Raw genomic sequence first — 8,229 nt, 5'->3', positions numbered from 1 at the left:
CCGATGATGTATCTCGCGCTGAGCTACGACCACCGCATCGTCGACGGCAAAGGCGCCGTGACCTTCCTCGTGCGCGTCAAGGAAGCGCTGGAAGATCCGCGCCGCCTGCTGATGGATCTGTAAGCGACTTGGGACGAAGGCGGCGGCCCCCGCCCCTTCCTCTTGATCCAAATATCCTTGGGGGGTCCGGGGGGCAGACAGCCCTCCGGTCCGCCCTCTCCACCGGGAGCGACCCATGACCCCCGAACTCACCGTGCTCATCCTCGCGATCCTGCTCCATCTGGGGCTGATGGTCGCCTATTCGGTCAAAGCGAATACCGAGCTCGGCACGAAATACCCCGTCTCTCCGCGCGACAGGACGCCGCCGCCGATCTCGACCCTGCTCGGCCGGATTCAGCGCGCGATGAACAACTCCTTCGAGGGGCTTATCCTCTTCGCCCCCGTCGCGCTGGTCATCGGCCTGACCGGGCAGTCGAGCGCCGCCACTGCGGCCTTCGCCTGGATCTTCCTGATCGCGCGGGTTCTCTACATTCCGTCCTATCTGCTGGGCTGGGTGCCGTGGCGCTCGCTCATCTGGGGCTTTTCCTTCTTCGCAATTCTGGCGCTGGCAGTTGCCGCGCTGATCTGACCTCCCGGCGCGAGGCCCCCTCGCGCCCCAATCCAAGGAGCAAGAACAATGGCTGACTATGATGTGATCGTGATCGGCGGCGGCCCGGGCGGCTATGTCTGCGCCATCCGCTGCGCCCAGCTGGGCCTGAAAACCGCCTGTGTCGAAGGCCGCGACAGCCTCGGCGGCACCTGCCTCAACGTGGGCTGCATCCCCTCCAAGGCGCTGCTGCATGCCACGCATCAGCTGCACGAAGCCGAGCATAACTTCGCCAAGATGGGCCTGAAGGGCAAATCGCCCTCGGTCGATTGGAAGCAGATGCTGACCTACAAGCAGGAAGTCATCGACGGCAACACCAAGGGCATCGAGTTCCTGTTCAAGAAGAACAAGATCGACTGGCTCAAGGGCTGGGGCTCGATCCCGGAAGCCGGCAAGGTGAAAGTGGGCGAGGACGTCCATAACGCCAAGAGCATCGTGATCGCGACCGGCTCCGAGCCGTCCTCGCTGCCGGGCATCGAGATCGACGAGAAAACCGTCGTGACCTCCACTGGCGCGCTGTCGCTCAACAAGATCCCGAAGTCGATGGTCGTCATCGGTGCGGGCGTCATCGGTCTGGAAATGGGGTCGGTCTATGCCCGTCTCGGCGCGGATGTGACCGTCGTGGAATATCTCGACGCGATCACCCCCGGCATGGACGGCGAGGTCTCCAAGAACTTCCAGAAGATCCTGTCCAAGCAGGGCCTGAAATTCGTCATGGGCGCCGCAGTCCAGAGCGTCGACGTGAAGAACGGCAAGGCGTCCGTGAACTACCAGCTGCGCAAGGATGAGAGCGAGGCTTCGATCGAGGCCGAGACCGTTCTCGTCGCGACGGGCCGCAAGCCCTATACCGATGGTTTGGGCCTCGAAGGCGTCGGCGTCGAGATGCTGCCGCGCGGTCAGGTGAAAACCGACGAACATTGGCAGACCTCCGCGAAGGGCATCTACGCCATCGGCGACGCGGTCACCGGCCCGATGCTCGCCCACAAGGCCGAGGACGAAGGCATGGCCGTCGCCGAAGTCATCGCGGGCAAGCATGGCCACGTGAACTACGAAGTGATCCCGAGCGTGATCTACACCACCCCGGAAGTCGCCTCGGTGGGCCAGACCGAAGAGGCGCTCAAGCAGGACGGTCGCGCCTACAAGGTCGGCAAGTTCTCCTTCATGGGCAATGGCCGCGCCAAGGCGGTGTTCCAGTCGGACGGCTTCGTGAAGCTGATCGCGGACAAGGAAACCGACCGCATCCTCGGCTGCCACATCATCGGCCCCGGCGCGGGCGACCTGATCCACGAAATCTGCGTGGCGATGGAATTCGGCGCCTCGGCGCAGGACGTGGCGCTGACCTGCCACGCCCACCCGACCTTCTCCGAAGCCGTGCGCGAAGCCGCGCTCGCCTGCGGCGACGGCGCGATCCACGCCTGATCGGCCAAGGGTCGTGAGAAATGCGAAAGGGCGCCCCGCGGGGCGCCCTTTTTCGTTTGAGAGGTATCGCGATGAGATCCGCTGAAGTTCCTCGCCTGTCGCGCGCACTTGCTTAGCCTCCGGGGGGTGCTAACCTTCCCGGGCTTTATCTCATTGCCGCATTTTCCGAATGACCCGCAGATTTTTCGTCAACTTGGCGCTCTCCATCGCGATCGGCCTGCCCGTCGGCTACCTCCTGCGAGACGGCTATGCGCGTACCGTTTACGATCCGGCGCACGCCATGCTCAGCATGTTCGAGGAGCGTTGCCTTCCGATGCTGACAGGCGAAAGCGCCGACATCTCAGGCCTGATCGATGTCCCTATGACGATCCACCACCATGAATACGTCGATCCGAAAAGCCATCTCTCCCTGCTCACCAACAAGGGGGCTTGCTCGATTTCGGATAGCTTCGCGCCGCTTGATGACGCGAATGTCCAGACCTTGGTCATGCAGTTGCGCGAAAGGATTCCGAAGCTCGTCGGGCTGCCGGAGAGCGACGACATGGCTCCGGTCGGAAACGTTGCGGTGGGCTGGATGAAAGGAGAGCGGCTCTCGCCCGAGCGGTGGGGCGTCTCAATGATCCAGTTCGGTGCGGGAGGCCTGCGTCTATCGCTTCACCTGCCCCCGAAAGCTCACCCCTCGCCGTGATCCGCCGCGGCGTCCATCTTGGCGGCGAATTCACGGCGCAGTTCGCGCCGCAGTTCGGCGGCGCGCCAGCGGTGGCGTTCCTCTGCCGTCTCCGCCTCCAGCTTCGGCACCGCGGCGGGTTTTCCGTCCTCATCCACCGCGACCATGGTGAAATAGCAGCTATTGGTGTGCCGCCGCGTGCCTGCGGTGATGTTCTCGGCCTCGACGCGGATGCCGATCTCCATCGAGGTGCGGCCCGTGTGGTTCACGCTGGCGCGGAACGTCACCAGCTCGCCCACGTTGATCGGCTGCTGGAAGGTCACCTGATCGACCGACAGCGTCACCGCGTAGCGCTGTGAGTAGCGCGAGGCGAGCGAGAACGCGACCCGGTCGAGCCAGTTCAGCAGCGCGCCGCCATGCACCTTGCCGGAGAAATTCGCCTGATCGGGCGTCATCAGCACGGTCATCACGAGGCGCTTGCGGTCCTCGAAGCTCAGCGTTTCGGTCATGTTTTTCCCTCGTTGCCCCGGGCCATATGCGCGAAAGCTTCCCGTGGGGTCAATCCGCACGGTGCGCATAGCTTACTTGCGCGGCTTGGCCCGCAAGGTCGGATCGGCCTCGCGCGGGTCTTCGGGCCACGGGTGCTTGGGGTAGCGCCCGCGCATATCCTTGCGCACATCCGCGTAAGAGCCTTCCCAGAAACCCGGCAGGTCCATCGTCACCTGAATGGGTTTGTGGCCGGGCGACAGAAGCGTGATCCGCAGCGGCAGGCGTTTCGGGCCGACCGTCGGATGCGTCGTGACGCCGAACATCTCCTGCAGGCGGATTTCGATCCCTGGTGCCTCGCCCGCGTAGTCGATCGGCACGCGACGGCCCAGAGGGGTCTCGAAATGCGCAGGCGCCATACGGTCCACGAGCTGCATCTGCTCCCAGTCGAGCGCCGCACGCAGCGGATCGGTGAGGTCCAGCTTGCGCAGATCGGCCTCGGTCCGGGCCTTGCCGAGATAGGGCAGCAGCCAGTCCTCGGCCCTCGCCAACAGCCCTTCATCGGTGAAATCGGGCAGATCGGCCCCCTGCCCGCGCAGTAGCTCCACCCGCGCCTGAAGGCGGCGTGCGGCGGGCGTCATCGGCAGCCCGATCTGGCGCAGCCCCGCCAGCGCGCCGCGCGCCAACGCCTCGCGCGGAGTGTCCTTCCAGACGCGATCGTCGAGCACCAGCGCGCCGAACCGTTCGTGCTTTCGCGCGACCACCCGGCCCTCGCGTTTGGACCAGTCGCAGACATCGTGCCACGCGATCTGATCGGCGAAGAGGCGGCGAACCTCGGCCTCGGAGATCGCGATGCCCTGGCGCACCTTAGCCTCGCGCGGATCGCCGTCGAGATCGCTCACCACGATCAGGCGTTGCGCGCCCAGCGGGTCCCCCTCGGCCACCACCGCGCCCTTGCCGCCTGACAGCACGTAGCGCGGCGCATCGCCCTTGCGGCGCAGGCCCACGCGGTCAGGGTAAGCGAGCGCGAGTTGTTCGGCGGGCGAATAGGTCTCACGCGTCTCGGGGGCAAGGCGGGCCAGCCGCTTCGCCTCGGAGCGGATACGCTCGATCGTGCCGCGATGGGGCGTGTAGGGGTGGTTCGCCTCGAAGCGCTTCGGGTCGCGGATGGCGCTGAGGCGTAGGGTCAGATCGGCGGGCGCGCCCCGCAGCGGATCGCGCTCGGCCAGAAGGGCGGCAAGCGGCGCGGCCTCGGGCCCGGCGGTCAGCAGCATGTGCCCGAGGCGCGGATGCAGCGGCAGTTTGGCGAGCTTGCGCCCGTGCTCGGTGATCAGCCCCGATTTCAGCGCGCCGAGCTCTTCCAGCAAGGCGCGCGCCTCCGCCATTGCAGGCGCGGGCGGCGGGGTCAGGAAAGCCAGATCGCCGCCATCGGTGCCCCAGACCGCGAGCTCCAGCGCGAGGCCGGTGAGGTCCGCCACCTCGATCTCGGGCGGGGCGAAGGCGGGCAACGCGCCTTCCGCGCCCTTGGTCCAGAGCCGGTAGCAGATGCCTTCCGCCACGCGGCCTGCGCGGCCCCGGCGCTGCTCGGCCTCGGCGCGGGAGACGGGTTCGGTCACCAGCCGCGCCATGCCCGAGCGCGGGTCGAAGCGCGCGCGGCGGGCCCGGCCGCCATCGATGACGACGCGGATGTCTTCGATGGTAAGAGAGGTTTCCGCTATGGCGGTGGCCAGCACCAGTTTCCGGCCCGAAGGCGCGGGCGCGATGGCGGCGCGTTGGGCTGCAAATTCCATCGCGCCGAACAGCGGACGGATCGCGATGTCGGCGGGCAAGCGGCCTTTCAGCAGAGCTTCGACGCGGCGGATCTCGCCCTCGCCCGGCAGGAAGGCCAGAAGGCTCCCGTCGGTCGCCCCGGCGGCCTCCCCGATAAGTCCAGCCATCGCGGCCTCGAACCGCATCGAACTGTCGACCGGACGGTCCAGCCAGCGCGTCTCCACCGGATAGGCGCGCCCCTCCGACACCACGATCGGCGCGTCGTCCAGCAACGCCGCCACCGGCTCGGCGTCGAGCGTGGCCGACATCACCACCAGCGCCAGATCAGGCCTGAGCGCACCGCGCACTTCCCATGCCAGCGCCAGCCCCAGATCGGCGTTGAGCGAGCGTTCGTGGAATTCGTCGAAGATCACGCAGCCGATGCCGGTCAGTTCCGGGTCGGATTGCAGCACGCGGGTCAGGATGCCTTCGGTCACGACCTCGATCCGGGTGGATTTCGAGACCTTCGCCTCGCCCCGAATGCGGTAGCCGACCGTCTCGCCGACCTTTTCGCCCAAAGTGTCCGCCATCCGCTCGGCGGCAGCGCGCGCGGCCAGACGGCGCGGCTCGAGCATGACGATGCGGCCCTCGATCTGATCCAGTAGCGCCAGCGGCACGCGGGTCGTCTTGCCCGCGCCGGGTGGCGCCATCAGCACCGCGCGGCCATGCGCAGAGAGCGCCGCCCGCAGATCGGGCAGCACCACGTCGATCGGAAGAGAGAGGCGGTCTGTGTTCACCCGCCCCTTATTGCCGAGTGAGGCGGCCTTTTCCATAGAGCGTGTCGGTCTCGATCTTGTCGACCTGCAACCCACCCTTCGGGCTCGGCTCGTAATAGAGGGTGAAGGCGAAGCGGCTCTTTTCCTTCATATCCTTTTCCGAGAACCCTTCGAGCCTGCGATATTCGCCCGAGCAGACGAGATCTTTGCCGTCCGGTTTCGGATCGAACAGCCGCACCTGAGAGCGCCGCGCGCCGTCATACATCTTCACGTCAAGCTTGCAGGCCTCGTCGCGCGGCACATCGCGCAGAACCGCATAGAGCGCGGTCAGCGGATCGACCGTGCCGCCCTGTTTCGCGGGATCGACATCGCGGGGCTTGGGCTTGCGCGGCGGCTGCTGACTGACGGAAACGGGCGTGCCGTTATTGTAGACGATCTGGTGCTTCGATTTGCGCCCCGGCGCATCGTCCACCTCGGAATACTTGAGCGGGGTGAATTTCTGGCCGTCGTGAAGCCCCGAGACGCTGGCCGAAAACTTGATCTTGCGCAGCAGCCCCACGAGGCCAGCCGTCTGCAGCACACCGTTCGCGCCATACGCTCCGTCGGTGATCTTGCCGTTGATCGCCAGCTCGCCCGCGCGGATGCCTTTCAGCACCACGTCGAAGACGATCTTGTCGCTTTGCTCGGCGCGTGCGGGCGCTGCGCCAAGGGGCGCGATCACCAGCGCCGCTGTCAGCGCAGCGGTCAAGGCGCGGGGCAAACGGTTCGAAAGAGATGTCATTGGCATCCTCGTGTCAGGAATTTCCCATTGGGTCTGGACATAGGTCGCAGGGTGCAGGCAAGTAACCGATAAGTCTTCACGTCTGATGTCATTTTTGACACGAATACCCAAAATCAGCGAAAGCCTGCCGATGACCAAACAAAGCCCCGCCGACCTCGCTCCGCGCATTCTGGCCTCCGATCGCCGCGCCTTGGCCCGCGCGATCACGCTGGTGGAATCGGGCCGGGCGGAGCATCGCGCGCAGGCGGTCGAACTCTTGGATACGTTGGCAGGCGAAGGGCGTCAGGCGCTGCGCATTGGGCTTTCGGGCACGCCGGGCGTGGGCAAATCCACCTTCATCGAAGCCTTCGGGATGATGCTGACCGCGAAGGGGCTGAAGGTCGCCGTGCTGGCGGTCGATCCCTCCTCGGCCCGCTCGGGCGGCTCGATCTTGGGCGACAAGACCCGGATGGAGCGGCTTTCGCGCGATCCGAACGCTTTCATCCGCCCCTCGCCTAGCCAAGCGCATCTCGGCGGCGTCGCGCGGCGCACCCGCGAGGCGGTGTCTCTGTGCGAGGCGGCGGGCTTCGACGTGGTGCTGATCGAGACAGTAGGCGTCGGCCAGTCCGAGACGCTCGTGGCCGAGATGGTGGATCTGTTCGTGCTGCTGATGGCCCCGGCTGGCGGCGACGAGCTGCAGGGCGTCAAGCGCGGCATCATGGAGATGGCCGACCTGATCTTGGTGAACAAGGCGGATGGCGATCTGAAACCGGCGGCAATGCGGACGGTCTCGGATTACGCGGGCGCGCTGCGGCTGCTGCGCAAGCGGCCTCAGGACCCCGAAGGGTTCCCCAAGGCGCTGCCGGTCTCGGCGATGGAAGAGAACGGGCTGGAGAAGGCTTGGGACGAGATGACCGCGCTGGCCGAGTGGCGGCGCGCGAACGGGCATTTCGATCAGCGCCGGGCCGAGCAGGCGCGGCATTGGTTCGAAGCCGAGGTCCGCGAAGGACTTCTTGCAAGACTGCGTCAGGACCCGGAGATCCGGGCAAAGATGCGCGAGCTTGGCGATGCCGTGGCCAGCGGCGAGAGCGCGGCCTCGGCGGCCGCAGCCGAGATGCTGGAGCAGCTGGGCGGCTGAGCACCGCCCTGCCCGACCCGATCACATATCGCTTTCTTTCTTGTCCATCGTGGGCTCGGTATGCTCCGGCTCCCCGTGGGTAATAGCCTCATGCGAAATCTCGGGATCGGCGACCGGCGCGGTGTCCTGCGACGGTGCGGCGGGCTGATCGCGTTTGAGATCGACCGGGATGTCCACGACCATAAGCCCCGTCTTCTCGAAGCGCAGGTTGAGCGTGACCATGTCGCCCTGATGGAGCGGCTGAACCAGCCCCATGAACATGACGTGATCGCCGCCACGCTGCAGGACATGCTCGCCCTTGGCGGGGATCTCGAAGCCTTCCTTGACCTCGAGCATCTGCATCTCGCCATTCGGCCCCTGTTTGTGGGTGTGCAACTCGACGCGCGCGGCGACGTTCGAGCTGACCGAGAGAAGGCGATCGTCGAGATCGGAGATATTCTTGATCTCCATAAACGCTGCCGCCGATTTCGACATCGGGGTGGAGACCCGGACGTAAGGGTCGAGGATCTGGATCGGTTCGGCGGCGAAGGCGGGGAGAGCTGCGGCGATCAGGGCCGCGCTCATCAGGTATTTGCGGATCATTTGCGT

The 8,229-nt window shown here is 66.1% G+C and carries 9 protein-coding genes; 5 read left to right on the top strand and 4 right to left on the bottom strand.

Annotated elements, in window-relative coordinates:
* From B3D39_RS09080 to B3D39_RS09065, 4 genes are all read left to right on the top strand, one after another.
* Window positions 1-123, top strand: a 123-nt coding sequence (locus tag B3D39_RS09080) for a 2-oxo acid dehydrogenase subunit E2 (RefSeq protein WP_286789614.1), incomplete at its 5' end; no start/stop codon positions are given.
* A gap of 112 nt (window positions 124-235) precedes the next feature.
* Window positions 236-628, top strand: coding sequence for an MAPEG family protein (locus tag B3D39_RS09075; RefSeq protein WP_078603986.1), 393 nt, complete (start codon window positions 236-238; stop codon window positions 626-628).
* 48 nt (window positions 629-676) lie between these two features.
* Complete coding sequence (gene lpdA, locus B3D39_RS09070; protein ID WP_286789613.1) at window positions 677-2,065, top strand: dihydrolipoyl dehydrogenase; 1,389 nt, start codon at window positions 677-679, stop codon at window positions 2,063-2,065.
* Between the two features lie 169 nt (window positions 2,066-2,234).
* A complete protein-coding gene (locus B3D39_RS09065) occupies window positions 2,235-2,753 on the top strand; it encodes a hypothetical protein (RefSeq protein ID WP_078569507.1) in 519 nt (172 codons plus the stop codon).
* Here B3D39_RS09065 and B3D39_RS09060 read toward each other — a convergent pair.
* The 3 genes from B3D39_RS09060 to B3D39_RS09050 all read right to left on the bottom strand — a co-directional run bounded on the left by B3D39_RS09060 (window position 2,738) and on the right by B3D39_RS09050 (window position 6,524).
* Window positions 2,738-3,241: an acyl-CoA thioesterase gene (locus tag B3D39_RS09060; protein ID WP_078519729.1), complete on the bottom strand. Its 504-nt coding sequence runs from the start codon at window positions 3,239-3,241 to the stop codon at window positions 2,738-2,740. The genes B3D39_RS09065 and B3D39_RS09060 overlap by 16 nt on opposite strands.
* Window positions 3,242-3,313: 72 nt before the next feature.
* The gene (gene hrpB / locus B3D39_RS09055; protein WP_414717986.1) at window positions 3,314-5,800 is read right to left on the bottom strand and encodes an ATP-dependent helicase HrpB; all 2,487 of its coding nucleotides are present in this window, start codon (window positions 5,798-5,800) and stop codon (window positions 3,314-3,316) included.
* Window positions 5,772-6,524 carry a DUF3108 domain-containing protein gene (locus B3D39_RS09050; protein WP_078603990.1) on the bottom strand — a complete coding sequence of 251 codons (753 nt, stop codon included), beginning with the start codon at window positions 6,522-6,524 and terminating at the stop codon, window positions 5,772-5,774. Before B3D39_RS09050 ends, hrpB begins: the two co-directional genes overlap by 29 nt.
* Before the next feature lie 130 nt (window positions 6,525-6,654).
* Between B3D39_RS09050 and meaB the strand changes: the two genes are divergently transcribed.
* Window positions 6,655-7,641, top strand: coding sequence for a methylmalonyl Co-A mutase-associated GTPase MeaB (gene meaB / locus B3D39_RS09045; protein WP_078539792.1), 987 nt, complete (start codon window positions 6,655-6,657; stop codon window positions 7,639-7,641).
* 21 nt (window positions 7,642-7,662) lie between these two features.
* Here meaB and B3D39_RS09040 read toward each other — a convergent pair whose 3' ends face one another.
* Entirely contained in the window at window positions 7,663-8,223 is a 561-nt protein-coding gene (locus tag B3D39_RS09040; protein WP_274962757.1) for a copper chaperone PCu(A)C, read from the bottom strand.
* Window positions 8,224-8,229: the final 6 nt, after the last annotated feature.

Origin of the sequence: Thioclava sp. UBA3469, assembly GCF_002378135.1 — a bacterium.
Taxonomy (GTDB): domain Bacteria; phylum Pseudomonadota; class Alphaproteobacteria; order Rhodobacterales; family Rhodobacteraceae; genus Thioclava; species Thioclava sediminum.
This window is presented reverse-complemented; position numbering and strand designations above follow the sequence as displayed.